At 71.0% G+C, this 24573-nt stretch carries 26 protein-coding genes and 5 tRNA genes; 10 read left to right on the top strand and 21 right to left on the bottom strand.

The genetic code is table 11. The features are described from left to right. Positions 1-24: 24 nt before the first annotated feature. Positions 25-1671, bottom strand: coding sequence for a DAK2 domain-containing protein (locus tag BKA18_RS25950; protein ID WP_366047414.1), 1647 nt, complete (start codon positions 1669-1671; stop codon positions 25-27). Positions 1672-1903: 232 nt separating this feature from the next. Here BKA18_RS25950 and rpmB point away from each other — a divergent pair, with 232 nt between their 5' ends. Then, positions 1904-2089, top strand: a complete 186-nt coding sequence (rpmB, locus tag BKA18_RS25945; RefSeq protein WP_006602870.1) for a 50S ribosomal protein L28 — start codon at positions 1904-1906, stop codon at positions 2087-2089. Positions 2090-2214: 125 nt separating this feature from the next. Here the strand turns inward: rpmB and thiD are convergent, their stop codons facing one another. Both thiD and BKA18_RS25935 read right to left on the bottom strand, forming a co-directional pair. Further along, positions 2215-3024, bottom strand: coding sequence for a bifunctional hydroxymethylpyrimidine kinase/phosphomethylpyrimidine kinase (thiD, locus tag BKA18_RS25940; RefSeq protein WP_366047415.1), 810 nt, complete (start codon positions 3022-3024; stop codon positions 2215-2217). Positions 3025-3099: 75 nt separating this feature from the next. Then, on the bottom strand, positions 3100-4077 hold the full coding sequence (locus tag BKA18_RS25935; protein WP_006602872.1) for a thiamine-phosphate kinase: 978 nt from the start codon (positions 4075-4077) through the stop codon (positions 3100-3102). 158 nt (positions 4078-4235) lie between these two features. On the opposite strand from BKA18_RS25935, the gene BKA18_RS25930 reads away from it, so the two are divergent. Both BKA18_RS25930 and BKA18_RS25925 read left to right on the top strand, forming a co-directional pair. Then, positions 4236-4469, top strand: coding sequence for an Lrp/AsnC ligand binding domain-containing protein (locus BKA18_RS25930; RefSeq protein WP_006602873.1), 234 nt, complete (start codon positions 4236-4238; stop codon positions 4467-4469). Positions 4470-4490: 21 nt separating this feature from the next. Further along, positions 4491-4970 carry a DUF3515 domain-containing protein gene (locus BKA18_RS25925; protein WP_078568609.1) on the top strand — a complete coding sequence of 160 codons (480 nt, stop codon included), beginning with the start codon at positions 4491-4493 and terminating at the stop codon, positions 4968-4970. Positions 4971-5004: 34 nt separating this feature from the next. On the opposite strand, the gene BKA18_RS25920 is transcribed toward BKA18_RS25925, so the two are convergent. From BKA18_RS25920 to BKA18_RS25910, 3 genes are all read right to left on the bottom strand, one after another. After that, on the bottom strand, positions 5005-6159 hold the full coding sequence (locus BKA18_RS25920) for a D-alanine--D-alanine ligase family protein (RefSeq protein WP_359370913.1): 1155 nt from the start codon (positions 6157-6159) through the stop codon (positions 5005-5007). 156 nt (positions 6160-6315) lie between these two features. Continuing rightward, positions 6316-7317: an NAD(P)H-dependent glycerol-3-phosphate dehydrogenase gene (locus BKA18_RS25915; RefSeq protein ID WP_366047416.1), complete on the bottom strand. Its 1002-nt coding sequence runs from the start codon at positions 7315-7317 to the stop codon at positions 6316-6318. Then, entirely contained in the window at positions 7314-8180 is an 867-nt protein-coding gene (locus BKA18_RS25910; RefSeq protein WP_366047417.1) for a lysophospholipid acyltransferase family protein, read from the bottom strand. Before BKA18_RS25910 ends, BKA18_RS25915 begins: the two co-directional genes overlap by 4 nt. A gap of 141 nt (positions 8181-8321) precedes the next feature. Here BKA18_RS25910 and cofC point away from each other — a divergent pair, with 141 nt between their 5' ends. Further along, entirely contained in the window at positions 8322-9056 is a 735-nt protein-coding gene (gene cofC / locus BKA18_RS25905; RefSeq protein WP_366047418.1) for a 2-phospho-L-lactate guanylyltransferase, read from the top strand. Here the strand turns inward: cofC and BKA18_RS25900 are convergent. The 5 genes from BKA18_RS25900 to leuC all read right to left on the bottom strand — a co-directional run bounded on the left by BKA18_RS25900 (position 9037) and on the right by leuC (position 12514). Next, positions 9037-9240 carry a hypothetical protein gene (locus BKA18_RS25900; RefSeq protein ID WP_006602879.1) on the bottom strand — a complete coding sequence of 68 codons (204 nt, stop codon included), beginning with the start codon at positions 9238-9240 and terminating at the stop codon, positions 9037-9039. The two genes, cofC and BKA18_RS25900, sit on opposite strands and share 20 nt — an antisense overlap. A 90-nt stretch (positions 9241-9330) precedes the next feature. Continuing rightward, on the bottom strand, positions 9331-9981 hold the full coding sequence (locus BKA18_RS25895) for an HU family DNA-binding protein (RefSeq protein WP_366047419.1): 651 nt from the start codon (positions 9979-9981) through the stop codon (positions 9331-9333). A gap of 124 nt (positions 9982-10105) precedes the next feature. Further along, positions 10106-10351 carry an SCO5555 family protein gene (locus BKA18_RS25890; RefSeq protein ID WP_006602881.1) on the bottom strand — a complete coding sequence of 82 codons (246 nt, stop codon included), beginning with the start codon at positions 10349-10351 and terminating at the stop codon, positions 10106-10108. A 135-nt stretch (positions 10352-10486) separates the two neighbouring features. Then, the gene (gene leuD, locus BKA18_RS25885; RefSeq protein WP_429638634.1) at positions 10487-11080 is read right to left on the bottom strand and encodes a 3-isopropylmalate dehydratase small subunit; all 594 of its coding nucleotides are present in this window, start codon (positions 11078-11080) and stop codon (positions 10487-10489) included. A 3-nt stretch (positions 11081-11083) separates the two neighbouring features. After that, a complete protein-coding gene (leuC, locus tag BKA18_RS25880) occupies positions 11084-12514 on the bottom strand; it encodes a 3-isopropylmalate dehydratase large subunit (protein WP_429638633.1) in 1431 nt (476 codons plus the stop codon). A gap of 174 nt (positions 12515-12688) precedes the next feature. Between leuC and ndgR the strand changes: the two genes are divergently transcribed. Beyond that, complete coding sequence (ndgR, locus tag BKA18_RS25875) at positions 12689-13405, top strand: IclR family transcriptional regulator NdgR (RefSeq protein WP_006602884.1); 717 nt, start codon at positions 12689-12691, stop codon at positions 13403-13405. 54 nt (positions 13406-13459) lie between these two features. Here the strand turns inward: ndgR and BKA18_RS25870 are convergent, their stop codons facing one another. After that, positions 13460-13942 (bottom strand): DUF4188 domain-containing protein, encoded by a 483-nt coding sequence (locus BKA18_RS25870; RefSeq protein WP_366048802.1) that lies wholly within the window; start codon positions 13940-13942, stop codon positions 13460-13462. An 80-nt stretch (positions 13943-14022) separates the two neighbouring features. Between BKA18_RS25870 and BKA18_RS25865 the strand changes: the two genes are divergently transcribed. Continuing rightward, complete coding sequence (locus tag BKA18_RS25865; protein WP_366048803.1) at positions 14023-14670, top strand: MerR family transcriptional regulator; 648 nt, start codon at positions 14023-14025, stop codon at positions 14668-14670. Positions 14671-14711: 41 nt separating this feature from the next. On the opposite strand, the gene BKA18_RS25860 is transcribed toward BKA18_RS25865, so the two are convergent. The 9 genes from BKA18_RS25860 to BKA18_RS25820 all read right to left on the bottom strand — a co-directional run bounded on the left by BKA18_RS25860 (position 14712) and on the right by BKA18_RS25820 (position 18741). Next, positions 14712-14787 (bottom strand) — tRNA-Glu (locus BKA18_RS25860). Between the two features lie 40 nt (positions 14788-14827). Continuing rightward, a tRNA-Gln gene (locus BKA18_RS25855) sits at positions 14828-14899 on the bottom strand. Between the two features lie 16 nt (positions 14900-14915). Further along, positions 14916-14988, bottom strand: a tRNA-Glu gene (locus tag BKA18_RS25850). An 89-nt stretch (positions 14989-15077) separates the two neighbouring features. Next, positions 15078-15150: transfer RNA gene (locus BKA18_RS25845), tRNA-Glu, on the bottom strand. A gap of 21 nt (positions 15151-15171) precedes the next feature. After that, positions 15172-15243: transfer RNA gene (locus tag BKA18_RS25840), tRNA-Gln, on the bottom strand. An 88-nt stretch (positions 15244-15331) separates the two neighbouring features. Next, positions 15332-16126, bottom strand: coding sequence for an HAD family hydrolase (locus tag BKA18_RS25835; RefSeq protein WP_366048804.1), 795 nt, complete (start codon positions 16124-16126; stop codon positions 15332-15334). 117 nt (positions 16127-16243) lie between these two features. After that, on the bottom strand, positions 16244-17725 hold the full coding sequence (gltX, locus tag BKA18_RS25830; protein ID WP_366048805.1) for a glutamate--tRNA ligase: 1482 nt from the start codon (positions 17723-17725) through the stop codon (positions 16244-16246). Continuing rightward, the gene (locus BKA18_RS25825; protein ID WP_235448151.1) at positions 17718-18491 is read right to left on the bottom strand and encodes a fumarylacetoacetate hydrolase family protein; all 774 of its coding nucleotides are present in this window, start codon (positions 18489-18491) and stop codon (positions 17718-17720) included. Before BKA18_RS25825 ends, gltX begins: the two co-directional genes overlap by 8 nt. Positions 18492-18573: 82 nt before the next feature. Further along, positions 18574-18741, bottom strand: coding sequence for a hypothetical protein (locus tag BKA18_RS25820; RefSeq protein ID WP_006602890.1), 168 nt, complete (start codon positions 18739-18741; stop codon positions 18574-18576). Positions 18742-19343: 602 nt separating this feature from the next. Here BKA18_RS25820 and BKA18_RS25815 point away from each other — a divergent pair. The 4 genes from BKA18_RS25815 to BKA18_RS25800 all read left to right on the top strand — a co-directional run bounded on the left by BKA18_RS25815 (position 19344) and on the right by BKA18_RS25800 (position 24500). Continuing rightward, complete coding sequence (locus tag BKA18_RS25815; protein ID WP_366048806.1) at positions 19344-22988, top strand: nitrate- and nitrite sensing domain-containing protein; 3645 nt, start codon at positions 19344-19346, stop codon at positions 22986-22988. Between the two features lie 9 nt (positions 22989-22997). Beyond that, positions 22998-23411, top strand: a complete 414-nt coding sequence (locus tag BKA18_RS25810; protein ID WP_093485348.1) for a roadblock/LC7 domain-containing protein — start codon at positions 22998-23000, stop codon at positions 23409-23411. A gap of 104 nt (positions 23412-23515) precedes the next feature. Next, positions 23516-23926, top strand: a complete 411-nt coding sequence (locus BKA18_RS25805) for a DUF742 domain-containing protein (protein ID WP_006602894.1) — start codon at positions 23516-23518, stop codon at positions 23924-23926. Further along, positions 23907-24500, top strand: coding sequence for a GTP-binding protein (locus BKA18_RS25800; RefSeq protein ID WP_211823508.1), 594 nt, complete (start codon positions 23907-23909; stop codon positions 24498-24500). Before BKA18_RS25805 ends, BKA18_RS25800 begins: the two co-directional genes overlap by 20 nt. Positions 24501-24573 lie beyond the last annotated feature (73 nt).

The following is a 24573-nucleotide window of genomic DNA, read 5'->3' as shown; positions in this document are numbered from 1 at the left end:
GGTGCGCCGAGCGCCCCGGCGCCCTCACTCCACACCCATGAGCAGCGGCACTGCATGCTGGCCGCCGTGGTAAACCACCGTGTCCACGGCGAGATGGCGCGCGCGGACGTGCCGCTCCAGCCGCTCGGCGACCGCGTCGGGCACGCCGGCGCCGAGGACCAGGGTCACCATTTCCCCGCCCGCCGACAGCATCCGGTCGAGCACGGTCGTCGCCGTCGGCACGAGATCGGAGCCGATCACCGCCACGTCGCCGTCGATCAGGCCGAGGATGTCCCCGGCCTGGCAGACGCCGGCCATCGTCCACGACTGCCGCTCGGCGACCGCCAGCTCCGCGTAGCGGGTGGCGCCGGCGGCCGCGGTCATCGCGACCACGTCCTCGTCGAAGCTGCGGCCCGGCTCGTGCACGGCCAGCGCCGCGATGCCCTGGACGGCGGAGCGGGTGGGGATGAGGGCGACCCGGACGCCTTCGGTGCGGGCCTGTTCGGCGGCGGCCGCCGCGGTGTGGCGCAGGTCGGGGTCGTTCGGCAGCAGCATCACCTCTCGGGCGCGGGCCTGCCGGATCGCCTGCAGCAGTTCGCCGCTGGCGGGCGGCTCCCCGGGACGTACCGCCACGGGGGTCGCCCCGGCCTGCGCACACAGCCCGGCGAGCCCGGCGCCCGGCACCACCGCGACCACGGCCCGCGCGGTCATCGCCGGCTCCTTGACGCGGGCGGCCCCGCCGAAGTGCGTGATCTGGATCCGGTACGGGCGTCCCGCCTCGATCCCGGCCTCCACGGCGGCCCCGGCGTCGTCGACGTGGACATGGACGTTCCACAGCCCGTCCCCGCCGACCACCACCAGGGAGTCGCCGAGCCCGTCGAGCCGGTCGCGCAGCCGCGCCACGGCCGCGTCGCCGGCCTCCAGCAGATAGATCACCTCGAAGGCGGGCCCGTCCGGGTCGCCGCAGCCGTCCGCCGCCCGGCCCGCGAGCTCGCAGCCGGCCGCCTGCGGGAGCGGGGCGTCGGCCCGTACGGCGACCGGTGTCGCCGAGACCTCCCCGCAGAGCGCATCGGCGAGCGCTCCCAGCACTGCGACGAGTCCGCAGCCCCCGGCGTCCACGACACCGGCCCGGCCGAGCACCGCCAGCTGCCCGGGGGTCGCCTGCAGGGCGGCGGACGCGCCGTCGTGGGCGGCGCGGGCGACCTCGGCGGGCCCCGCGGTCCGGTCGGCGGCGCACGTGGCGGCGGCGTCGGCGGCGGCGGCCGCCACCGTCAGGACGGTGCCCTCCACGGGGTGGGCGACGGCCTCGTACGCCGAGGCGGCGGCCCGGCGCAGCGCCTGCCCCAGGGCGTCACCGGAGCCGTCGGCGGCCGTCAGTACCTCCGTCATCCCGCGCAGCAGCTGCGCCAGGATGGTGCCGGAGTTGCCGCGCGCCCCGATGAGGGCGCCGTGTGCCATGGCGCCGATGGCGTCGGTGAGGCGGGGTGCGGTGCCGGCGGAGCCGTGCCCGTCGAAGGCGGCCTCGACCGCACGGGCGGCCGATTCGAGCGTCAGATAGAGGTTGGTGCCGGTGTCGCCGTCGGCCACCGGGTAGACGTTGATCGCGTCGATCCGCTCGCGTTCCCGGCCGAGCGCCTCCAGTGCCAGCCCGCACCATGAGCGGACCGCGGCGGCGTCGAGCGGGTGCGGCACATCGTCCTCCTGGGTCGCGGGATGCCTCGCACAGTAGCCGCGCTCCGGGAGTGAGGCCGGGGCGGGGGGCCGGGGGTGCGTGGTAGTTTCGTTCTACGGGAGCGGCCGTTGTATGCTGCTCCGGTTGCCCGATGAGAATCGGGCCATTCCTCTCCTGACGGTGCCGGTCGGGCAATGCACTCGGCTCGTCGGGATTTCACCGTAAGTGCATCTGAAGTCTTTGGAGTGACCCGTGGCTGCCAACTGCGACGTCTGCGGCAAGGGGCCGGGCTTCGGCAAGAGTGTCTCGCACTCGCATCGCCGCACCAACCGTCGTTGGAACCCCAACATCCAGACGGTGCGTGCAGTGATCGGGCGCACGCCGAAGAAGCTGAACGCCTGCACCTCGTGCATCAAGGCCGGCAAGGTCTCGCGCTGACGTCTTAGCCGTAGCGCAGCCCAGCCGGTTGCTTGTGAAGCCGGTCCACCTCCGTGGTGGGCCGGCTTTTGCCGTTCCCGGGGCCGGGCGCCGCGCCCGGCCGGGGCACCGCGGTGTCCGTGCCGTCAGTGCCCGTCGCCGAGCCGCCAGCCGTGGTGGACGGGGCCGATGCCCGCGCCCAGCCGGAAGCCGGCCGCGATCGCGCCCGTGACGTAGTCCTTCGCCGCCGCCGCGGCCTGCGGGACGGTGTCCCCCTTGGCGAGCTGCGCGGCGAGCGCGGCGGCCAGGGTGCAGCCGGTGCCGTGGGTGTGCCGGTTGTCGTGGCGGGGGGCGCGCAGCCAGTGCTCCTCGGTGCCGTCGGTGAGCAGATCGACGGCGCCGTCGCCGGCCCCGGCCGGGAGATGTCCGCCCTTGATGAGCGCCCAGCGCGGCCCGAAGTCCAGGATCGCGGCGGCGGCCCGGCGCATATCGGCCCCGTCCTCGACGCGTACGCCGGTCAGCTGGGCGACCTCGTCCAGGTTGGGGGTGGCGACGGTGGCCGCCGGCAGCAGCGCGGTGCGGACCGCTTCCAGGGCATCGGCGGCGAGCAGCGGGTCGCCGTGCTTGGAGACCCCCACGGGGTCGACGACGACCGGGGCCCGCAGGCCGGCGAGCAGTTCGGCGACGGTGGCGACGAGTTCGGCCGAGGAGAGCATTCCGGTCTTGACCGCCTGGACGCCGATGTCGTCCACGACGCTGCGGAACTGCGCGCGTACGGCCTCGGCGGGCAGGTCCCACGCGCCCTGCACCCCCAGGGAGTTCTGGGCGGTGACGGCGGTGAGCACGCTCATGCCGTGGGTGCCGAGCGCCAGCATCGTCTTCAGGTCGGCCTGGATGCCCGCGCCGCCACCGGAGTCGGACCCGGCGACGGTCAGGACGCGTGGAGGGATGTGCATACCGCCGAATCTACTCGGCGGCGTCCGGCCGTCCCACGGCCGGAGGGCGCCGGTCGGCCGGAGGGCGCCTGCGCCTCACAGGTGCGCGTCGGCGTCCCCGTTGTCGCCGAAGTGGTCCCAGCCGGCCTTCACCCAGGGGGCACCGTCCACCGTCACCTGGGGCAGCGCGGAGGGGTGGAGCACCTCGCCGATGACCTTCCACCGGGCGGGCAGCTTCACATCGGGCGGGAAAGTGGCCACGATCGCGTGATCTTCACCGCCGTTGAGCACCCACTGCATCGGGTCCACGCCGACGGCCGTACCGATGTCGGACATCTGCGAGGGGATGTCGATGCCGGCGGACCGCAGGTCGATCCGGACCTTGCTGGCCTCGGCGATGTGCCCGAGGTCGGCGACCAGCCCGTCGCTGACGTCCGTCATGGCGGTGGCGCCGAGTCCGGCGGCCGCGGGGCCCGCGTGGTACGGCGGCTCGGGTCGGCGGTGGGCCTCCACGAAGGCGCGCGGCGAGCGGAAACCACGGGTGAGGACCGCATGCCCGGCGGCGGACCAGCCCAGCCAGCCGGTCACCGCGACGACATCGCCGGGCTGCGCACCGGCGCGGGTGACCGGCTCCTGGTTGCGCAGATCGCCGAGCGCGGTGATGGCGACGGTGATGGTGTCGCCGCGTACGACGTCCCCGCCGACGACCGCGGCACCGGCCACCTGGCACTCGTCGCGCAGCCCGTCCATCAGCTCGGTGGCCCAGGTCGCGGGGAGTTCCGCGGGGACGACCAGGCCCAGCAGGATCGCGGTGGGCACCGCGCCCATCGCCGCGATGTCGGCGAGGTTCTGGGCGGCGGCCTTGCGGCCGACGTCGTAGGCGGTGGACCAGTCGCGGCGGAAGTGCCGGCCCTCCAGGAGGATGTCGGTGCTGGCGACCACCCTCCGGTCCGGTGCGGTGACCACCGCGGCGTCGTCACCCGGCCCGATCCGTACCGCCGGAGTGGAGGTGAGCCGGGAGGTGAGCTCCCTGATCAGCCCGAATTCCCCCAGCTCGCCCACGGTGCCCTTCATGCTGTTGCCCTTCCCATGTGTACGGACGGTCCGTACGTGGCTGACGACTGTGCCGTACTCGCCGTGTTCACCGCGCGGGTCTCCCCGCTCCCCGCGGTGACGCGGTACCGTGGCGTCCCTTCTTCCCACATGATCCTCGTAGCCGCCCTGGAGGTTCCGTGGTACAGGCCTACATCCTGATCCAGACCGAGGTCGGCAAGGCCTCGGCGGTAGCTGAGGTGATCTCCACGATCCACGGTGTGCTGCAGGCCGAGGACGTGACCGGGCCCTATGACGTCATCGTGCGCGCTCAGGCCGACACCGTCGATGAGCTGGGCCGCATGGTGGTCGCGAAGGTCCAGCAAGTGGAAGGCATCACGCGCACCCTTACCTGCCCGGTCGTCCATCTCTAGCTCCCCCGTATCCTCTGCCGGGTGATCTCTGTGCGCCGCCGGTACCTGGCCCTTCCCCCGCTCGCGGTGCTGATCGCCGCGGTGAGCTGTTCCTCGTCCGATGACGTGGCCGTCCCCTCCCCGAAAGGGGAGGCGGCACGGTATTGCCGAGCGCTCCACAAGGAGTTGCCGCGGACCGTGGACCGGCTGGAACGGGGTAGCGCCGAACCGGTCTCGGACTTCACTGCCATGTGGGGCGATCCTGCCGTGAAACTCCGCTGTGGAGTGCCGAAGCCCGATGTCCTGACGTACGGGAGTGAACATTACAACCCCAACGCCGACGCGGCGGAAGTCAACGGGGTGCAATGGCTCTTCGAGAAGCAGGACGACGGCTACCGCTTCACGACGGTGCTGCGGAAGGCGTACGTCGAGGTGACCGTCCCCGGGAAGTACGCCCCCGAGGTCAATGTGCTCACCGACCTCGCGGACGCCGTGAAGAAGACCGTTCCCGCCGGGGTCTAGGGCCGGGGCGGCCGGCCCGGAGGCCGGCCGCGGCTCAGCGCAGTCCCGTGGACCGCTGGAGTGCGGCCTGCAGGAGCCGGTCGATCAGCTCGGGGTAGCTCACACCGCTTTCCTGCCACATCCGCGGGTACATGGAGATGGGCGTGAAGCCGGGCAGGGTGTTGATCTCGTTGATCACGAACTCGCCGTTGTCCTGCAGGAAGAAGTCCGCGCGCACCAGGCCCTCGCAGGACGCCGCCTCGAAGGCCGCGACGGCCAGCTCCTGGACCTTGGCGGTCTCCTCGGCGCTCAGCGGCGCCGGCACGATGCCGTCGGCCGAGTCGATGTACTTGGCCTCGAAGTCGTAGAAGTCGTGCGCGCTGACCGGCGGGATCTCGGCCGGCACGCTGGCCCGGGGGCCGTCGGCGAACTCCAGCACCCCGCACTCGATCTCCCGGCCGCGCAGCAGCGCCTCCACGAGGATCTTGGGGTCGTGCCGACGGGCCTCCTCGATCGCCTCGTCCAGGCCGCCGAGGTCGTCGACCTTGGTGATGCCGATGGACGAACCGGCCCGGGCGGGCTTCACAAAGAGCGGCCAGCCGTGTTCCGCGGCGAAGTCCACGATCTTCTTGCGGGCGGCCGCCCCCTTTTCGCCATTCGGAGCGGCCTGCTCCCACTCACGGGGGCGGATGACCTCATACGGGCCGACCGGCAGCCCGAAGGAGGTGAACACCCGCTTCATGTAGTCCTTGTCCTGGCCCACGGCGGAGGCGAGCACGCCCGAGCCGACGTAGGGGACGCCGGAGAGCTCCAGCAGGCCCTGCAGGGTGCCGTCCTCGCCATAGGGGCCGTGCAGCACGGGGAAGACGACGTCGACCTCGCCCAGCGCCTTGGGCACCGCGCCCGGCTCGGTGTAGACGACCTCGCGGTTGGTCGGGTCGACGGGGAGCACCACGCCGCCCTCGGGGGACTCGGCGAGCTCGGCCACGCTGGGCAGCCGCCGGTCCGCGATGGCCATCCGCTCGGGGTCGTCGGCGGTCAGCGCCCAGCGGCCGTCGGAGGTGATGCCGATTGGCAGCACGTCGTATTTGTCGCGGTCGATGGCGCGCAGCACCGCTCCGGCGGTGAGTACGGAGATCGCGTGCTCGGAGCTGCGTCCGCCGAACACGACGGCGACGCGGGGCTTGTGGGAGGAGGTCTGGCTGCTCATATCGCGTTGAGGGTACCTGCTGACCGGCGCGGAGTCAGTGCTGCTGCGGCCGTCGGGGACCACGCGCCGCCCTGCCGCGGATCACGGGCCCCCGACGGACCGCGCAGAACCGGATGAATCGGTTCCACTGCCGGTGTCACTCGGACTGCGCGCTTGTCAGTGCCGCTCGGACTTGGCGCTGCGCGCCATCAGGTCCTTCAGGGCGGCCATCGACTGCTTGCCCTCGTGGACGATCTCGACGACCGTCTCCGTGAGCGGCATGTCGACGCCGTGCCGGCGGGCCAGATCCAGCACGGATTCGCAGGATTTGACGCCCTCGGCGGTCTGCTTGGTGACCGCGATGGTCTCCTCCAGCGTCATCCCCCGGCCGAGGTTGGTGCCGAAGGTGTTGTTGCGCGACAGCGGTGAGGAGCAGGTGGCGACGAGGTCGCCCATGCCGGCCAGACCGGCGAAGGTGCGCGCGTCGGCGCCCATGGCCAGGCCGAGCCGGGTGGTCTCGGCCAGACCGCGGGTGATCAGGGACGCCTTGGCGTTGTCACCCAGGCCCATGCCGGTGGCGATGCCGACGGCCAGCGCGATGACGTTCTTGACCGCGCCGCCCAGTTCGCAGCCCACCACGTCGGTGTTGGTGTACGGGCGGAAGTACGCGGTGTGGCAGGCGGTCTGGAAGCGCCGGGCGACCGCCTCGTCGGCGCAGGCCACGACGGCGGTGGCGGGCTGCCGGGCGGCGACCTCCTTGGCGAGGTTGGGGCCGGTCAGCACCGCGACCTGCTCCGCCGGCACCTTCGCGACCTCCTCGATGACCTCGCTCATGCGCTTGGCCGTGCCCAGTTCGACGCCCTTCATGAGGGACACCAGAACCACCCCGTCGGGCAGCAGGGGCGCCCACTCGGCCAGATTGCTGCGCAGCGTCTGGGCGGGAACGGCCAGTACGGCGAACTCCGCGCCGCGCGCGGCCTCCGCCGGGTCGGTGGTGGCCCGTACGGACGCGGGAAGCTCGACCCCCGGCAGGTAGTCGGGGTTGGTACGGCCGTTGTTGATGGCGTCGACGAGGGCCGGGCGGCGCCCCCACAGGGTCACCTCGCAGCCTGCGTCGGCGAGCACCATCGCGAAGGCGGTACCCCAGGACCCCGTGCCGTAGACGGCGCAGCGCGTCACTTGCTTTCATCCTCCTGTGCCTGCTGGGTGCTTCGGGCCTGCTGCGATCCGACGGCCGGTTCGGGGGCGGCGGCCGGTTCGGCGGGGGCGGCGGTCGCTGCGGCGCCCCGGCCCGCCTTGGCGGCTTCCCGGGCGGCGCGGCGTTCCCGGGCGACCGCCTTGCGCCAGTCGTACGGTTCGGCCGGCACGGGCTCACCGCGGAGGACGGCCAGCTGCTCGGTGATCGCGGCCATGATGACCTCGGTGACGGCCCGCAGCACCTCGGCGGTCGGCTCCTGGTCGTAGAACGCGCTCAGGTCGACCGGCGGACCCGCCTGCACCAGCAGCGTCTTGCGCGGGAGGAGGCGCAGCTTCTTCTCCTTGGCGTACGGCGGCATCGCCTCATGGGCGCCCCACTGCGCGACGGGGATGACCGGCGCCTTCGTCAGCAAGGCCACCCGCGCGGCACCGGTCTTGCCCTGCATGGGCCACAGCTCCGGGTCGCGGGTGAGGGTGCCCTCGGGGTAGAAGGCGACGCATTCGCCCGTCTCGATGGCGCTGACGGCGGCGCGGAACGCGGTGGCGGCGTCGGTGGTTTCCCGGTAGACGGGGATCTGCCCGGTGCCGCGCATCATCAGGCCGACAAAGCCGCTCTTGAAGAGGCCCGCCTTGGCCAGGAATCGCGGGACCCGCCCGGTGTTGTACTGATAGTGCGCATAGGAGAGCGGGTCGAGATACGAGTTGTGGTTGACCGCGGTGATAAATCCGCCGTCGGCCGGAATGTGCTCCATTCCCCGCCAGTCACGCTTGAACAGAACCAAGAGCGGCGGTTTGCAGATGACCGCGGCCAAGCGGTACCAGAAGCCGATTCTGCGGCGGGACACTGGGACACCCTCCTTGTGGGGACCTGCGAAGCTGCTGCGAGCCGGCAGCCGCACAAGTGTCGCCCCAGGTACCCGCTATGTCGAGAACACCGTAACCCCGACGCTCCCGCCGAGCGGCGGCAGCAGGTGAGAATGGCGCCGATGCGAAGAGACGGAGCAGATGGCGAAGCAGAGACGGCCTGGAGCCTGGTGGTGCCGCTGAAACCGCTGGTGCGAGCCAAAAGCAGGCTCTCCGGGGCCGCCGGTGAGGAGTTCCGCCCCCGACTGGCCCTCGCCTTCGCCCTCGACACCGTCACAGCGGCGCTGGCCTGCAGGAACGTCCGGGATGTGGCGGTTGTCACGGACGACCGGCTGGCGGGTGAGCGGCTGGCGGCGCTGGGGGCGCGGATCGTTCCCGACACACCGGGCCGGGGGCTCAACGCGGCGCTGTCCCATGGTGCGGGCGCGGTCCGGGCGCGTCGCCCGGGCGCGGCCCTCGCCGCGCTCAACGCCGACCTCCCCGCGCTGCGCCCCGCCGAACTGGAACTGGTGCTCCATTCCGCTTCGCTATTTCCCCGCGCATTTCTCGCGGATGCGGCGGATATCGGCACAACACTTCTGACCGCGACTTCCGGCACGGAATTGGAACCGGCATTCGGGGGTGCGTCGCGGGCCCGTCACCTGGCATCGGGGGCGCGGGAGATCACCGCGCCCGGGGCGCCCTCGGTACGCCGGGACGTGGACACCGCCGAGGATCTGCTGGCCGCGCTGGCGCTGGGCGTGGGCCCGCACACCGCGCCCTGGGCCCCGCATCTCGCCGGTGGGGCGGCACGGGGGCACGGCGCGCCCGGGGAGCCCCCGCTGCGGCCGCCGCAGGTCAGAGCGTCTGGAGCGTGATCAGCACGATCCGCCGGTCGTCGCCGTCGCCGGTGACGTCGATACGGACCCGCTGACCGGGGCGCAGCAGCAACAGGCCGCCGGCGTCAAAGGCCGCCGCGTCGAAGGGCAGCGGGGTGCCGTCGTCCAGCAGCACGCTGCCGGAGCGGGTCTCGGAGTCGTACGTGTACGCGGTGGCCTGCATGGGAGAGAGCCTAGACGGCTCCGGAATACACCGCGGGCCGGGCTCCCCGAAGGGAGACCGGCCCGACGCATGCGTCTCGCCGATGCTGCACTACCGCTTGCGGGCAGTGGTCTTCTTGGCGGTGGTCTTGCGCGCCGTGGCCTTCTTCGCCGGGGCCTTCTTCGCCGTTGCCTTCTTGGCGGGGGCGGTCTTCTTCGCCGTCGCCTTCTTCGCGGTGGTCTTCTTGGCCGTGGTCTTCTTGGCGGCGGCCTTCTTGGCCGTCGTCTTCTTCGCCGTCGTCTTCTTCGCGGTGGCCTTCTTCGCCGCCGTGGCCTTCTTCGCGGTGGTCTTCTTGGCCGCGGTCTTCTTGGCGGCGGCCTTCTTGGCGGTGGCCTTCTTCGCCGCGGCCTTCTTGATGGCCGCGCCGCCGGTCAGGCTGCCCTTGGGAGCCTTCTTGACGGAGACCTCGCCGCCCTTGGGGAGCTTCTTCGAGCCGCTCACCAGGTCCTTGAAGCCCTGGCCGGCCCGGAAACGCGGCACCGAGGTCTTCTTGACCCGCACGCGCTCACCCGTCTGCGGGTTGCGGGCGTAGCGGGCGGGGCGGTCGACCTTCTCGAACGAACCGAATCCGGTGACCGATACGCGGTCACCGGTGACCACCGCACGGACGATTGCATCCAGTACCGCGTCGACCGCTTCCGCGGCGTTCTGGCGGCCGCCGAGCTTGTCGGCAATGGCTTCTACGAGCTGCGCCTTGTTCACGTCTTCCCCTTCGGAGACATTGCTGGAAGGAAAGTTCCAAGCTTTTTCGCACGTTAGGCAGATATATACCGCAAATCAAACACGAAACGGGCTAATCACCCTTGTGCCGCAACGAAGTCGACCTTTACGGACTTCCATCGGCGTGCACATCTTCGGGATAACGACCTTCGTCGAGGTCTTCCATGAACCACTCCAGACGCCTTGCCGCGTCCGCAAGATCGTGTTTAGCCGCGGCCGTGATGACGAGCAGCTTCCGGGTCAGCGCCATCCGTACGCCCTCCGGGACTTGCAGTGTCCGCACTCTTGCGTGTGCGTCCTTGAGTCGGTCGGCGACGACTCCGTAGAGCTTGAGTTGCTCGTCGCGTTCCATGCGCTAATTGTGCCATCTGCGGCGAGTTGTCGCTTCACGGGGCCTCAACAGGCGCCCCAACGCAGCGATGCGCCCCCTGCCAACTGCACAGGGGGCGCATCGTACGCAATAACGCTTTGAGCCAAAAACCCGAGGTCAGACCTCGAGGGTACGCGGCTTGAACGGCGGCCTGTTCGCCTCGTACTCCACGATGGACGACTCCTCCCGAAGAGTGAGGCTGATGTCGTCCAGCCCCTCCAGGAGGCGCCAACGCGCATTCTCGTCCAGCTCGAAGTCGGCGGTGATGCCCTCGGCGCGGACCTGCCTGCCGACCAGGTCGACCGTGACCTCGGCGCTGGGGTCGGCCTCCAGCAGCTGCTGGAGACGGTCGACGGTCTCCTGCGGCAGGACCACCGTCAGCAACCCGTTCTTGAGGGAGTTGCCGCGGAAGATGTCGGCGAAACGCGAGGAGATGACGGCCTTGAAACCGTAGTTCTGCAGCGCCCAGACGGCGTGCTCACGTGAGGAGCCGGTACCGAAGTCGGGGCCGGCGACCAGCACGGTGGCGCCCTTGTACCGCTCCTGGTTCAAGGCGAACTCCGGGTCCTTGCGCCAGGCCTCGAACAGCCCGTCCTCAAACCCGTCACGGGTGACCTTCTTGAGCCAGTGAGCAGGGATGATCTGGTCGGTGTCGACATTGCTGCGGCGCAGCGGGACGGCCCGGCCGGTGTGGGTGGTGAAGGCTTCCATGGTTCAGACTCCCGCGGGCGTGGCGACGGCGACGTCAGAGAGATCGGCCGGTGAGGCCAGATGGCCGAGAACCGCTGTTGCGGCGGCGACCTGCGGCGAGACCAGGTGGGTGCGGCCACCCTTGCCCTGGCGGCCCTCGAAGTTGCGGTTGGAGGTGGAGGCGGAGCGCTCGCCGGGCGCCAGCTGGTCGGGGTTCATACCCAGACACATCGAGCAACCCGCGTGCCGCCATTCGGCGCCGGCGGCGGTGAAGACCTTGTCCAGGCCCTCGGCGACGGCCTCCAGGGAGACGCGGACCGAGCCGGGCACGACCAGCATCCGTACGCCGTCGGCGACCTGGCGGCCCTGAAGGATCGCGGCCGCGGAGCGCAGGTCCTCGATGCGGCCGTTGGTGCACGAACCTACGAAGACGGTGTCCACCGTGATGTCGCGCAGCGGCTGGCCCGCCGTCAACCCCATGTATTCCAGGGCCTTTTCGGCGGCGTAGCGCTCCGAGGCGTCCTCGTACGAAGCCGGGTCGGGGACGCTGGACGAAAGCGGTGCGCCCTGGCCGGGGTTGGTGCCCCAGGTGACGAACGGCGCCAGCGCGGAAGCGTCGATGTGCACCTCGGCGTCGAAGACCGCGTCCTCGTCGGTGCGCAGGGTCTTCCAGTAGGCGACCGCGGCGTCCCACTCCTCGCCCTGGGGGGCGTGGTCGCGGCCCTGCAGGTAGTCGAAGGTGGTCTTGTCGGGGGCGATCATGCCGGCCCGCGCGCCCGCCTCGATGGACATGTTGCAGATGGTCATCCGGGCTTCCATCGACAGTTTCTCGATGGCCGGGCCGCGGTACTCCAGGACGTAGCCCTGGCCGCCACCGGTGCCGATCCGCGCGATGATCGCCAGGATCAGGTCCTTGGCGGTGACGCCCTCGGGCAGCTCACCGTCCACGGTGATCGCCATGGTCTTGAACGGGGCCAGCGGCAGCGTCTGGGTGGCCAGGACGTGCTCGACCTGGCTGGTGCCGATGCCGAACGCCAGCGCGCCGAAGGCGCCGTGGGTGGAGGTGTGGCTGTCACCGCAGACCACGGTGGTGCCGGGCTGGGTCAGTCCCAACTGCGGTCCCACGACGTGGACAACGCCCTGCTCGACATCGCCCAGCGGGTGCAGCCGCACCCCGAACTCCGCACAGTTCTTGCGCAGCGTCTCCAGCTGCGTGCGCGAGACCGGGTCGGCGATCGGCTTGTCGATGTCGAGGGTCGGGGTGTTGTGATCCTCGGTGGCGATGGTCAGATCCGTCCGACGCACCCGACGACCCGCCTTACGCAGACCATCGAAGGCCTGCGGGCTGGTGACCTCGTGCAGCAGGTGCAGATCGATGAAGAGAAGGTCGGGCTCGCCTTCCGCGCGCCGGACGACATGATCGTCCCAGACCTTCTCCGCGAGTGTCCGTCCCATCGCTTTCCCTCCGGCCGGCCGCATTGCCGGCCTTGCTCGTCCGTGCGCGATGCCGGCAGAAATCCCCTTGCCGGGCCGTACGCCGGGCCCTGGTAGAGGGCCACACCTACAGATTGACGACTTCCCCGGAAAATTGAACTTGCGTTTCACAGTGTGAGACGCGAATATCGTTGCATGGACAACTCTAGCGGCGTCGGCGTTCTCGACAAGGCAGCTCTGGTTTTGAGTGCCCTGGAGTCCGGTCCGGCCACCCTCGCCGGGCTGGTCGCGGCGACCGGGCTTGCACGGCCCACGGCCCACCGTCTGGCCGTGGCTCTGGAACACCACCGGATGGTGGCGAGGGACATGCAGGGCCGGTTCATCCTGGGCCCACGGCTCTCCGAGCTGGCCGCGGCGGCCGGCGAGGACCGCCTGCTGGCCACGGCGGGACCGGTGCTCACGCATCTGCGCGATGTGACCGGCGAGAGCGCGCAGCTCTATCGCCGGCAGGGCGATATGCGGATCTGCGTGGCGGCGGCGGAACGGCTGTCCGGACTGCGGGACACCGTCCCGGTCGGCTCCACGCTCCCCATGAAGGCGGGCTCGGCCGCCCAGATCCTGATGGCCTGGGAGGAGCCCGAGCGGCTGCACCGCGGCCTGCAGGGCGCGCGCTTCACGGCCACCGCCCTGTCCGGCGTACGGCGCCGCGGCTGGGCCCAGTCGATCGGCGAGCGGGAGCCGGGCGTGGCCTCGGTCTCCGCCCCCGTACGCGGCCCCTCCAACCGCGTGGTGGCCGCCGTCTCGGTCTCCGGCCCGATCGAGCGGCTGACCCGCCATCCCGGGCGGATGCACGCCCAGGCGGTCATCGACGCGGCGGCCCGGCTCTCCGAGGGCCTGCGCCGCAGCGGCTGAGACGGCTCCCGGCGCCCGGCCCGCAGACCGGCGGGACGGGCGCCGCCCGTCCGCTCAGGCCGCCAGCCGGTCCGCGGCCCGCTCCCCGCGACGGCCGACCGGCACCGTCCCCTGGGCCGCGCCCAGGCCGAACTCCGGCATGTTGATGTAGATGCTCTCGTACGCGCCCGCCGGGACGACGAAGGTCTCGTGCCAGAAGCCGACCTTGCCCTTGCCCTCGCGCGCCCGCCGGTTGAACGCCGCCCACGCCGGCCGGTGCTCGCCGTCCCGGTCCGTGGCGTAGGCCAACAGCTTCTCCTTCGACTCCCAGTACTGCAGGACGGCGATGCCCCTCGGGAGCCCCGGCAGCAGGCGGTAGCCCAGCATCCCGCTCTCCGGGTCCCGGGCCAGCTCCCTGATCATGCGCGGCATCGCCCGGAACACCGGCAGCCAACTGCGCACCGCACGCCAGTTGTTGACCCGCATCCCGATGAGGAAGACCACCACCTCCCCGGCACCGTCCGCCGTCATCCGTCCCTGCACCGGCTCACCGCTCATGGCAGCCTCCTCGGTCGCATTGGATAGCATCGCTATCCTTAGTTAGATAGTGACACTCCCCAAGGGAAGGCGCAAGGGGTATGCGACTGGCGGAACTGAGTGAACGCAGCGGCGTGCCCACCGCCACGATCAAGTACTACCTGCGCGAACGGCTGCTGCCGGCGGGCCGCCGGATCACCGCCACCCGGTCCGCGTACGACGAGGAGCACCTGCGACGCCTGCGGCTCGTCCGGGCCCTGATCCAGGTCGGCCGGATACCGGTGAGCACCGCGCGAGAGGCGCTGGCCGCCGTCGAAGACGACTCCCTGGACCAGCTCTCCCGCCTGGGCGTCGCCGTGGAGGCACTCCCCCACGGCCCGGGGCCCGACGAGAGCTCCCCCTCGACGGCCGTCGCCCGGCGCACCGCCGCCGAGTTGCTCCGGCAGTGCGGCCGGCACGTGAACCTGGAGATCGCGGACGGCTCCCGGGCCTTCGGCATGCTCGTCGCGGCCCTCGCCGCACTGCACCGCCTCGGCTACGCCTGCGACACCGCGCATCTGCTGCCCTACGCCCGACAGGCGGCCCAACTCGCCGTCGTCGACCTGGATCTGGTCGAGGAGTGCGCCACCCCGGCGGAACAGGTGGCGGCGGCAGTGGCGCTGACCGTGCTCTACGAGCCGGTGCTGCTGAGCCTGCGCCGGCTGGCGGCGGCCGAGGAGTCCAACAAGCGCTACGGAAGCGGCAGTTGACGCGAAAGAGCCCCTCGCCTGAAGCGAGGGGCTCTTTCGTGTGGTACCCCCGACCGGATTCGAACCGGCGCTACCGCCTTGAGAGGGCGGCGTGCTAGGCCGCTACACAACGGGGGCAAGTTTTCCTGCAGTTGAGCTGTCACGAGGACACGCTGCGCTGGGCTACCAGGACTCGAACCTAGACTAAATGAACCAGAATCACTCGTGCTGCCAATTACACCATAGCCCATGGTGGTTTAGACCAGTACCCCCGACCGGATTCGAACCGGCGCTACCGCCTTGAGAGGGCGGCGTGCTAGGCCGCTACACAACGGGGGCCCTAGCGATCCCCACCCGACGGAAGCCGGATGTTTGTCTCCGTGAGCGACAGTGGGTGCGACCCGGACTGTCCCCCTGGGAAGGATCTGTACCCCCGACCGGATTCGAACCGGCGCTACCGCCTTGAGAGGGCGGCGTGCTAGGCCGCTACACAACGGGGGCTTTGCAGATGAGCTCTGCGAGCTGGCCTACCAGGACTCGAACCTAGACTAACTGAACCAGAATCAGTCGTGCTGCCAATTACACCATAGGCCATCAAAGCGCAACCCCCCGCGGGGGGCTTGATTTGATCTGCGCTTCCCGGCCCGGCCTTTCGGCCCTCTCGGGCGGCGCAGGAAGAACATTACCTGATCGTGGACGGCGCACCAAAACCGATAACTCCGCGCAACAGCTCGGGGAGCTCCGCCAGACCCGCGATCCGCCGCACCCCCGTCGGCGGCTCCTCCCCGGTGTCCGTACGGTCCAGCCATACGGCGGCCAGGCCCGCGTCCCGGGCGCCGAGCGCGTCGATGTCGAGCTTGTCGCCGACGTAGACGACCTCGGCGGGCGTTAGGCCGAGCGCCTTACAGGCACTGCCAAACGCCTCGGCGGCGGGCTTGGCGTGCCCCAGTTCATCGGCGCAGAGCACCGCCTCGAAGCGTCCGCGGATGCCCAGGGCGGCCAGCTTGCGTTCCTGGTTGGCGGTGGTGGAGTTGGACAGCACCGCCTGGCGTACCAGCGGGGTCAGCGCCTCCAGTACGGGCGGCGCGTCCGGGAAGAGCGTCCAGCACGCTTCATAGTGGGCGACGTAGCGGCCGAACCAGGCATCCGCCTCGGCGTCGGAGAGCGGCAGGCCCAGAAACGTCCGGGCGCGCGCCCGGCGGTGATCGAGAAACCCGAGCTCACCGGCGAGGAAGCGGGCGAACTCGGTCTCCATGGCATGGCGCCAGCGCGCGAGTGCCGCCTCCTCGCCGCCGTAGGTGTCCAGGAGCCCTTCGGTCCGCAGATGCCGCAGCACGCCGGCCCGGTCCGACCCGGTGTAGTCGAAGAGGGTGTCGTCGAGGTCCCAGAGGACGGCGCGCAACGGGGTGTCGGCCGCGCCTCCGGGCGGGGTGCGGTCCGGTGCCGGGGCGTGCGGGCCCTCGGTGCGCGCGGTCATGCTCAGCCCTCCTGGTGCCGGTGCGGCCATTGTGCCCGCAGCGACCGGCCCCCGTCCCGGCATATACCGAGGGCCCGGAAGCCGTGGTGGCTTCCGGGCCCTGAGGGCGGTACGGGGTCAGCCGGCCAGCTTGGCCAGTGCCGCGTCGATCCGCTGGAGGGTGCGCTCCTTGCCGAGGATCTCCAGGGACTCGAAGAGGGGCAGGCCGACCGTGCGGCCGGTGACCGCCACCCGGACGGGAGCCTGGGCCTTGCCGAGCTTGAGGCCGTGCTCCTCGCCGGCGGCCAGGACGGCCTCCTTGAGGGGGTCGGGACCGGAGGTCCAGTCGGCGGCGTCGAGCTTGGCGCGGGCCGTGGTGAGCAGGGCGACGGGGTCGCCCTTCATCGCCTTCGCCCAGGAGGCCTCGTCCTCGACCGGCTCCTTGAGGAAGAGGAAGTCGACATTGGCGGTGATCTCGGAGAGGACGGTGAGGCGGGTCTGGGCGTGCGGGGCGATGGCCCGCCAGGCGGCCTCGTCGAAGTCCTCGGGGGCCCAGTTGGCGTGCGGGGCCTTCAGCCAGGGCTCACAGGCCGTGATGAAGTCCGCCACGTCCAGCTGCCGGATGTGGTCGGCGTTGATCGCCTCGGCCTTCTTCAGGTCGAAGCGGGCCGGGTTGGCGTTGACGTCCGCGATGTCGAACGCCTCGATCAGCTGGGACACCGAGAAGATGTCCTGGTCGGCGGAGAAGGACCAGCCGAGCAGGGCAAGGTAGTTGAGCAGGCCCTCGGGGAGGAAGCCGCGCTCGCGGTAGAGGTTGAGGCTGGCCTGCGGGTCGCGCTTGGAGAGCTTCTTGTTGCCCTCGCCCATGACGTACGGGAGGTGGCCGAAGGCCGGGATCTCCTTGGCCACGCCCAGCTCGATCAGCGCCTGGTAGAGGGCGATCTGGCGGGGGGTGGAGGAGAGCAGGTCCTCGCCGCGCAGCACGTGGGTGATCCCCATCAGGGCGTCGTCGACGGGGTTGACCAGGGTGTACAGCGGGGCGCCGTTGGCGCGGACGATGCCGTAGTCCGGGACGTTCTCCGGGGTGAAGGTCAGCTCGCCGCGCACCAGGTCGGTGAAGGTGATCGGCTCGTCGGGCATCCGGAAGCGGACGATCGCGGTGCGGCCCTCGGCCTCGTAGGCGGCCTTCTGCTCCGCGGTCAGCGTGCGGCACGTGCCGTCGTAACCGGAGGGCCGGCCGGCCTTGCGGGCGGCGTCGCGGCGGGTGTCCAGCTCTTCGGTGGTGCAGTAGCAGTGGTAGGCGTGGCCGGCGGCGAGCAGCTTGTCGGCGACGTCCCGGTAGAGGTCCATGCGCTGGGACTGGCGGTAGGGCGCGTGCGGGCCGCCGACCTCGGGGCCCTCGTCCCAGTCGAAGCCGAGCCAGTGGAAGGAGTCCAGCAGCTGCTGGTAGGACTCCTCGGAGTCGCGGGCCGCGTCGGTGTCCTCGATCCGGAAGACCAGGGTGCCCTTGTGGTGCCGTGCGTAGGCCCAGTTGAACAGGGCGGTACGGATCAGGCCGACATGGGGGTTACCGGTCGGGGAGGGACAGAAACGGACGCGGACGGGGGTCGCGTTAGCCACGCTTGATCACCTTGTTGGTGAGAGTGCCGATGCCTTCGATGGTGACGGCGACCTCGTCGCCGACGTTGAGGGGGCCGACCCCGGCCGGGGTGCCCGTGAGGATGACGTCCCCGGGGAGCAGGGTCATCGCCTCGGTGATGTGGACGATCAGGTCCTCGACCGGGCGGACCATGTCGCTGGTGCGGCCGAGCTGGCGCTGTTCGCCGTTGACGGTGCACTGGACGGCGAGGCCGGCGGCGATGTCCGCGGGCTCCAGGCCGGTCTCGACCCAGGGGCCGAGCGGGCAGGAGCTGTCGAAGCCCTTGGCCCGGGCCCACTGCTTCTCGCGCTGCTGGACATCGCGCGCGGTGACGTCGTTGGCGCAGGTGTAGCCCAGGATGACGTCCTTGGCGCGCTCGCGGGGCACCTCACGGCACATCCGGCCGATGACGACGGCGAGCTCCGCCTCGTGGTGCACCTCCTGGGAGAAGGAGGGGTACCCGATGGGGTCGCCGGGGCCGATCACCGAGGTGGACGGCTTGAAGAAGGTGACCGGCACGTCCGGGACGGCGTTGCCCAGCTCGGCGGCGTGCTCGGCGTAGTTGCGGCCGATGCCCACGACCTTGTTGGGCAGGACGGGCGGCAGCAGCCGGACCTTGTCGAGGGGGACCTTTTGGCCCGAGCGCTCGAATTCGGCGAAGGGATGTCCCTTGATGACGTCGAGTTCGTCGCCTTCGACGACGCCGAATCCGACGTTGCCGTCGATGGAGAATCTGGCGATGCGCACGGGTTGCCGCTGCCCCTCATTGATCACTGGCCGGAGTTGACACTCCAGGCTATCGCGGGGCCGCTGCCGCTCCGTCGCCGCTTTACGCCGACACGTCCTGCGTGGGGGCGACCATCAGGACGGTCCGGCGGGGGTTGGCCGTCTGGGCCGGCAGATCGACGGAGTGCTCCGCGGCCTCGGTGCCGAGCTCCTCGGCGTCGTCGAGGTGGGCCAGGGTGGTGCGCCGCGGGTTGGCTATGTTGCGGAACATCGTCGTCTTCACTGCTGCATGCCTCGCGTCATCAAGAGATCGGAAAGGGTCTTACCACAGCTGCCTTGTCGCTCTGGGCAACTGTGTAAAGCGTCAGGCTATGCACGCTATTCCCGACGACGTGCGCGGGAACTCGACGATCTTCCTGTGAGTTTGCTCACGACCTGTACGACAAATGCCGCAATTACCATGATCAACAACCTTGGGCGAATCGGACAATGGCGGATTGAACCGCACGTTCCGCGCCCGATCACCCCACCTGGGACAGCGGATGCGGGCGGTCGACTCGCGGATAAAAGTCCGTTATCGACGGCGAAAACTTCTACAAGTCGTGACGCGGTCCGTACATTGCGTCACCCAAGTCACAGTGCATGACTCCGCTCTTGTTGGAGATCCTGCACTGTGCTGGAATTCCACGGACCGCCGCACGTTTCAGCCGGCGCGCAGGGCGCAACGTAGCGCCGCGCGGTGGTGCCGCTCTCTCGGCCAGAGAGGGCAGCCCGCCGGTCACTCACGACCGCCATGGGGGACTCAGCGGTCCCCCATACGACTCGACTCCGTCCCGCCGAGGTGGGACGCCTGGTCCAGAGGTTGCGACGCTAGTGCAGGGACGTTTCAAGAGGGATGGCAGCGCTGCGGCGGACCCGGAGCTCCGCGGCGGGACCGATCGCGGCTCCTCGCCCCAGCGCGCCCAGAACCAAGCTTCCGCCGGGGGCACCGTGCCCACCGACGGGGGCGGCCAGGCGCCGGGCAATGACGCCGCGGACGGCAAGCCCAAGGGGCCGAAGGGGTCCAGCGGGCCCGGTTCGCGAATAGCGCTGCGCAACTGGCGCATCAGCACCCGCCTGGTCTCCCTGCTCGCGCTTCCCGTGGTCGCCGCGACCACGCTGGGCGGCATGCGCATCGCCACGTCGATGGAGAACATCGACCAGCTCGACAAGATGCAGATGCTGACCGAGATGACCCGGCAGGCGACCGAACTCGCCGACGCCCTCCAGGTGGAGCGGGACAAGTCGGCCGGTCCACTGGCCGGCAGCGGCAACACCAAGGACGATGCGAACGTCGTCGCGCCCCGCGAGGCGACCGACCGCGCCAAGCTGTCGTTCAACCAGGCCACCGGCGACATCCAGGGCCAGGACGCCACGATGGCCGGTGTCCGGGCGACCGTCCTGGAGATCGGCCGGCAGCTCAACACCCTCAACGAGATCCGCGGCAACGCCTACAAGGACGGCGACAACGCCGCGCGGACCGTCACGAGCTACGACCAGCTGATCAACTCGCTGCTGTCGCTGTCCCAGGACATGGCGCAGGCCACCAGCAACCCCGAGATGATCCGCAGTACCCGTGCGCTGGCGGCGTTCTCGTCGGCCAAGGAGTACGCGTCGATCCAGCGCGCGCTGGTCAGCGCCGGCCTCGCCCACGACGGCGGCCCTCAGCTGTCCGCCAACGACCGGCTGGCCGGCCGTAACGCCGAGGACAGCGAGAAGGCCGCCCGGGACCGCTTCTCGCAGATCTACACGAACAACGCCGGCGCGCTCACCCGCGGTCTGGACGGCAACAACGACGAGATCAAGGCCGCGGTCGCCTTTGCGCACCGCTCCTTCGCCAGCGCCACCGGCATCCGCAGCCAGGACATCAGGTACCTCGACTGGTACGACTCCGACACCGTCAAGATCGACGAGATGTCGCGTATCGAGACGACGCTGCTGTCCGAGATGGAGCAGAAGGCCCGCGAGCTGCGCAACGAGGCCACGCAGACCGCGATCATCAGCGGTGCGCTGATCCTGCTCGTCCTCGGCGTCTCGCTGGTCGGCGCGTTCGTCGTGGCGCGGTCCATGGTCCGCTCGCTGCGCCGGCTGCAGGACACCGCGCAGAAGGTCGCCCAGGACCGGCTGCCCGAGCTGGTCAAGCAGCTCTCCGAGTCCGACCCCCAGGACGTCGACACCTCCGTCGAGTCGGTCGGTGTGCACAGCCGGGACGAGATCGGCCGGGTGGCCGCGGCGTTCGACGACGTGCACCACGAGGCGGTCCGCCTCGCCTCCGAGCAGGCGCTGCTGCGGGGCAACGTCAACGCGATGTTCACCAACCTCTCGCGCCGCTCGCAGGGCCTGATCCAGCGTCAGCTCTCGCTGATCTCCGAACTGGAGTCCCGCGAGGCCGACCCGGACCAGCTGTCCTCCCTCTTCAAGCTCGACCACCTCGCCACCCGCATGCGTCGTAACGGTGAGAACCTCCTGGTCCTCGCCGGTGAGGAGCCGGGACGCCGGTGGACGCGGCCGGTGCCGCTGGTCGACGTCCTGCGTGCCGCCGCCTCCGAGGTGGAGCAGTACGAGCGGATCGAGCTCAACGCCGTTCCGCAGACCGAGGTTGCGGGCCGGGTCGTCAACGACCTCGTGCACCTGCTCGCCGAGCTGCTGGAGAACGCCACCTCGTTCTCCTCCCCGCAGACCAAGGTCAAGGTCACCGGCCATGCGCTGCCCGACGGCCGGGTCCTGGTCGAGATCCACGACACCGGCATCGGCCTGTCCCCCGAGGACCTCTCGGCGATCAACGAGCGGCTGGCCAGCCCGCCGACCGTGGACGTCTCGGTCTCCCGGCGGATGGGCCTGTTCGTGGTCGGCCGCCTGTCGCTGCGGCACGGCATCCGTATCCAGCTGCGGCCCTCCGACTCCGGCGGCACCACCGCGCTGGTCATGCTGCCGGTCGACGTCGCCCAGGGCGGCAAGAAGCCGGCGCCCAGCAACGCCAAGGGCGGCGGCGGTGACCACGGCGGCACGCCGTCCAGCCGGCTCGCGGGGCTCCAGCCGCGCGGTCAGGTCGGTTCGGGTCCCTCGGCCGGCGGGCGCCCCGCGCTGCCCGGCCGCGGCGGTCCCGGTGGCGGTGCGCAGAACGCCTTCGGTGCCGCGGCCCCGTCCGGCCGTACGGCGCCTCCCGGCGCGGCCTCCCCGGGCGGCGACCGCCCGGCCGCCGGCCGCCCCGGCGCCGCGCGTCCCTCGCTGCCCACCCGCGGCCAGGACAGCGGCCCGGCGTCCACCGTGGCCCCGCCCACCGGCGCACCGCGCCGCGAGGAGCGTCCGCAGCTGCCGGCGCGGGGTGCCGCGGCCGAACTGCCCGGCGGTCCGTCCGCCGGCGGTCAGGGCGGCCAGGGCGAGCAGGGCGGTACGAGCTGGGGTGCGCGCCGTGAGCGCGGCGGCTCCGACGACTGGCCGCTGACGCCCCGCGAGGCCCAGGACCGGCCGCGCGGCCACGAGGAATCGGCCGGTACCAGCACCGGCAGCTTCGAGCGGCCCGCGCCCGCCGGCGGCCCCGGTGACACCGCGGCGTTCGCTCGTCCCGACTTCAACGCGCCGCCGCCCGCCGCGGACGACTCCCGCAGTGGGCGCGACCCGCAGGGTGCGGGCAACGGGCGCGGTGACACGGGCCAGTTCCCCCGGCCGGACCGCGAGCCGGCCCGCTACGAGACCGGCCAGTACGAGACGGGTCAGTACGAGACCGGTCAGTACCAGACGGGCGAGTACCAGCGTCCGGACAGCGACACCGGGCAGTACGAGCGGCCCGGCAGCGACACCGGCCAGTACCAGCGGCCCGGCAGCGACAGCGGCCCGTACGACACCGGCCGCAGCCGCCGCCCGGACACCGACCGTGCCGCGTACGCCGACGAGCCGCAGAGCACCGGGCAGTTCCCGGTGCAGCAGCCGCAGGACGGCGGTGCGCAGTCCGGCGACGTGCTCGGCGGCGCGGACGCCGGCCCCGGCGACGGCCGTACGCCGATCTTCGACACCATCGAGTCCAACTGGTTCAACCACCCGGCCGCCGCCGCTGCCGGTGTGCCGCCCCAGGGCTCCGAGCCCGAGGCTGCCGACCTGCCGCGGCGGGGGGCCGCACAGGACGGTGCCGCACGCTCGGAGACCCCGGCCAACGGCACGGAGCGCAACCCGGCCGAGGCCTCGCAGTGGCGCAGTTCGCCGAACGACGAGACCTGGCGGCAGGCGGAGCAGATCCGCCAGCCCGCCGCGGGCGGTATCACCACCTCCGGGCTGCCCCGCCGGGTCCCGCGCGCGAACCTCGTCGCGGGCACCGCGCAGCAGCAGGCCGACCAGAGCGGGCCGCAGGTCTCCCGGTCGCCCAGCGATGTCCGGGGGCGGCTGACCAATCTCCGTCGGGGTATCCAGCAAGGCCGGCAGGCCGGGACGTCGTCCACCGGCACCCACGGCATTGTCGATCCCACTCACCAGCAGGAGCGTTAGTTGAGTCCGATGAGCCAGGCGGCGCAGAATCTGAACTGGTTGATCACCAACTTCGTGGACAACACCCCCGGGGTGTCGCACACGGTGGTGGTCTCCGCGGACGGGCTGCTCCTCGCGATGTCCGAGGGCTTCCCCCGCGATCGTGCCGATCAGTTGGCGGCGGTGGCCTCCGGCCTCACCTCGCTGACCTCCGGCGCGTCCCGCATCTTCGAGGGCGGGAGCGTCAACCAGACCGTGGTGGAGATGGAGCGCGGCTTCCTCTTCATCATGTCCGTCTCCGACGGATCCTCACTGGCCGTGCTCGCACACCCCGAGTGCGACATCGGCCTCGTCGGTTACGAGATGGCCCTGCTGGTCGACCGCGCGGGCACGGTCCTGACGCCCGACCTGCGCGCCGAACTCCAGGGCAGCCTGCTGCACTGAGGCGTCCGCAGCGCCACCCCGTCCAGCACCACCCCACCCCATCGTGCCGCCACCCCCCACCGGCCCAACCCGACGACAGTCCCACTGTCCCGTCCGGAGGACCCATGACCCCGCCACCTGCCACTTCCGGCCCGTACGGCGCGTACAGCCAAGCGCCGTACGGGGACGAAGGTGACCAGCCGCTGGTGCGCCCGTACGCCATGACCGGAGGCCGGACCCGGCCGCGCTACCAGCTCGCCATCGAGGCGCTGGTCAGCACGACCGCCGACCCCGCCCAGCTGCCCGGGCTGCTGCCCGAGCACCAGCGGATCTGTCATCTGTGCCGTGAGGTGAAGTCGGTCGCCGAGGTCTCCGCTCTGCTCAACATCCCGCTCGGTGTGGCGCGGATCCTGGTCGCGGACCTGGCAGAGGCCGGGATGGTGGCGATCCACCAGCCCGGTGGCAGCGGCGAGGCCGGCGGAACACCGGACGTGACCTTGCTCGAGAGGGTGCTCAGTGGACTTCGCAAGCTCTGACAGCGGCTTCGGGGGCAGTGCGGCCCGCGCCACGACGTCCGCCAAGATCGTGGTGGCGGGCGGCTTCGGCGTGGGCAAGACCACGTTCGTGGGCGCCGTCTCAGAGATCAACCCGCTGCGCACCGAAGCCGTGATGACCTCCGCCTCGGCGGGCATCGACGACCTCACGCACGCGCCGGACAAGACGACCACCACCGTGGCCATGGACTTCGGCCGGATCACCCTGGACCAGGACCTGATCCTGTACCTCTTCGGTACACCCGGACAGGACCGCTTCTGGTTCATGTGGGACGACCTCGTCCGCGGCGCCATCGGCGCCGTCGTCCTGGTCGACACCCGCCGCCTCGCCGACTGCTTCCCCGCCGTGGACTACTTCGAGAACAGCGGCCTGCCGTTCGTCGTGGCCCTCAACGGCTTCGAGGGGTACCAGCCGTACGCCCCCGAAGAGGTGCGCGAGGCGCTGCAGATCGGCCCCGGGACCCCGATCATCACCACCGACGCCCGGCACCGCAGCGAGGCCAAGAGCGCCCTCATCACGCTCGTGGAGCACGCGCTGATGGCCCGCCTGCAGTAGCGCGCCGTACGGCCCGCCCGCCATCCGGTGCGGGCCGTACGGCAGTTGTCCCACTCGGGGTATGCCGCCCTTC

It is taken from the genome of Streptomyces auratus (genome assembly GCF_050433025.1).
Classification (GTDB): Bacteria; Actinomycetota; Actinomycetes; order Streptomycetales; family Streptomycetaceae; genus Streptomyces; species Streptomyces sioyaensis.
Note: the sequence above shows the minus strand (reverse complement) of the source record. Positions and strands in the feature narration are given on the sequence as shown.

Coding starts and splice junctions, on each gene's coding strand:
- BKA18_RS25865 (WP_366048803.1), top strand. CDS start 14,023: ATGCGACTGGCGGAACTGAGTGAACGCAGCGGCGTGCCCACCGCCACG.
- BKA18_RS25820 (WP_006602890.1), bottom strand. CDS start 18,741: ATGTTCCGCAACATAGCCAACCCGCGGCGCACCACCCTGGCCCACCTC.
- BKA18_RS25920 (WP_359370913.1), bottom strand. CDS start 6,159: ATGAGCAGCCAGACCTCCTCCCACAAGCCCCGCGTCGCCGTCGTGTTC.
- BKA18_RS25935 (WP_006602872.1), bottom strand. CDS start 4,077: ATGAAGGGCACCGTGGGCGAGCTGGGGGAATTCGGGCTGATCAGGGAG.
- BKA18_RS25835 (WP_366048804.1), bottom strand. CDS start 16,126: ATGACCGCGCGCACCGAGGGCCCGCACGCCCCGGCACCGGACCGCACC.
- BKA18_RS25890 (WP_006602881.1), bottom strand. CDS start 10,351: ATGGAACGCGACGAGCAACTCAAGCTCTACGGAGTCGTCGCCGACCGA.
- leuC (WP_429638633.1), bottom strand. CDS start 12,514: ATGGGACGGACACTCGCGGAGAAGGTCTGGGACGATCATGTCGTCCGG.
- BKA18_RS25900 (WP_006602879.1), bottom strand. CDS start 9,240: ATGCAGGCCACCGCGTACACGTACGACTCCGAGACCCGCTCCGGCAGC.
- BKA18_RS25805 (WP_006602894.1), top strand. CDS start 23,516: ATGACCCCGCCACCTGCCACTTCCGGCCCGTACGGCGCGTACAGCCAA.
- leuD (WP_429638634.1), bottom strand. CDS start 11,080: ATGGAAGCCTTCACCACCCACACCGGCCGGGCCGTCCCGCTGCGCCGC.
- thiD (WP_366047415.1), bottom strand. CDS start 3,024: ATGCACATCCCTCCACGCGTCCTGACCGTCGCCGGGTCCGACTCCGGT.
- BKA18_RS25810 (WP_093485348.1), top strand. CDS start 22,998: ATGAGCCAGGCGGCGCAGAATCTGAACTGGTTGATCACCAACTTCGTG.
- ndgR (WP_006602884.1), top strand. CDS start 12,689: ATGGACAACTCTAGCGGCGTCGGCGTTCTCGACAAGGCAGCTCTGGTT.
- cofC (WP_366047418.1), top strand. CDS start 8,322: ATGCGAAGAGACGGAGCAGATGGCGAAGCAGAGACGGCCTGGAGCCTG.
- BKA18_RS25870 (WP_366048802.1), bottom strand. CDS start 13,942: ATGAGCGGTGAGCCGGTGCAGGGACGGATGACGGCGGACGGTGCCGGG.